Source organism: Bradyrhizobium sp. Leo78, assembly GCF_059512425.1.
Genome location: NZ_JCAMOT010000171.1, coordinates 1 through 692 on the forward strand (window position 1 = coordinate 1; position 692 = coordinate 692).

At 59.7% G+C, this 692-nt stretch carries 1 protein-coding gene; it reads left to right on the forward strand.

Features of this window, described 5'->3' with window-relative positions; translation table 11 throughout:
- Positions 1-467: 467 nt before the first annotated feature.
- A partial coding sequence (locus AC5ZG1_RS44125) for a DEAD/DEAH box helicase family protein (protein WP_496136531.1) occupies positions 468-692 on the forward strand: 225 nt, incomplete at its 3' end.

The window sequence follows — 692 nt, forward strand, 5'->3', positions numbered from 1 at the left end:
ACGAGGCTTTCGCAAAACCTCGATCCATAATCCGGCTGCTGCGCGTTATAGCGCAGCCACTGAGCACGCTGTGAAAGCGCTCGGCGCCTGTGAATTGATGCAGCCGAAGCTGGTCGCGGGATTCTCGCATCTCTCTAGGCCGGAAGCACCCTCACCTTCACCTTTGCCGGGCTCGTGGCCGCATACTCGCTCTCTTTCGTGGTCAAGCCGCTCCGGGAGGCCTCCGTTACCAAGCTGGCTTGCCGCCGATGCGCAGTTGAGCGTACCGTACCGGCTAGAGGTGTGGGCGGCGATCTCCAGCACAGCGGCATAACGCGCCGCTCGCTATGCCTAAGGCTCGATTTGGAATCGGTATATTCGTCCAGGCCAAAGGGCGTCTCGCTGGTTCACGGCCCTGAAGCGCCAGAGTAGGTATCGCGCGTCCCGCGCCGACAAAGCGCGAAACGAGCAATTAGAGGATCACGCCCATGATCACCACCCTCGCGGACATCGATCCGAAGCGCGTTGCGGCAATCCTCCACCGGTCGGAACAGGATGCTTATAAGCTGCTCGCCGACTTAGCCCAGGAGTCTCATGCGACAAGGCGTGCACGTCATTGGTTTTGTTCAGAAAAAACTGAAGGGCGCGACGGCATAAAAACCATGGTCGCGCTCGACATTGCGACAGGGCACGAGATTTCGATCTGCCAGCCA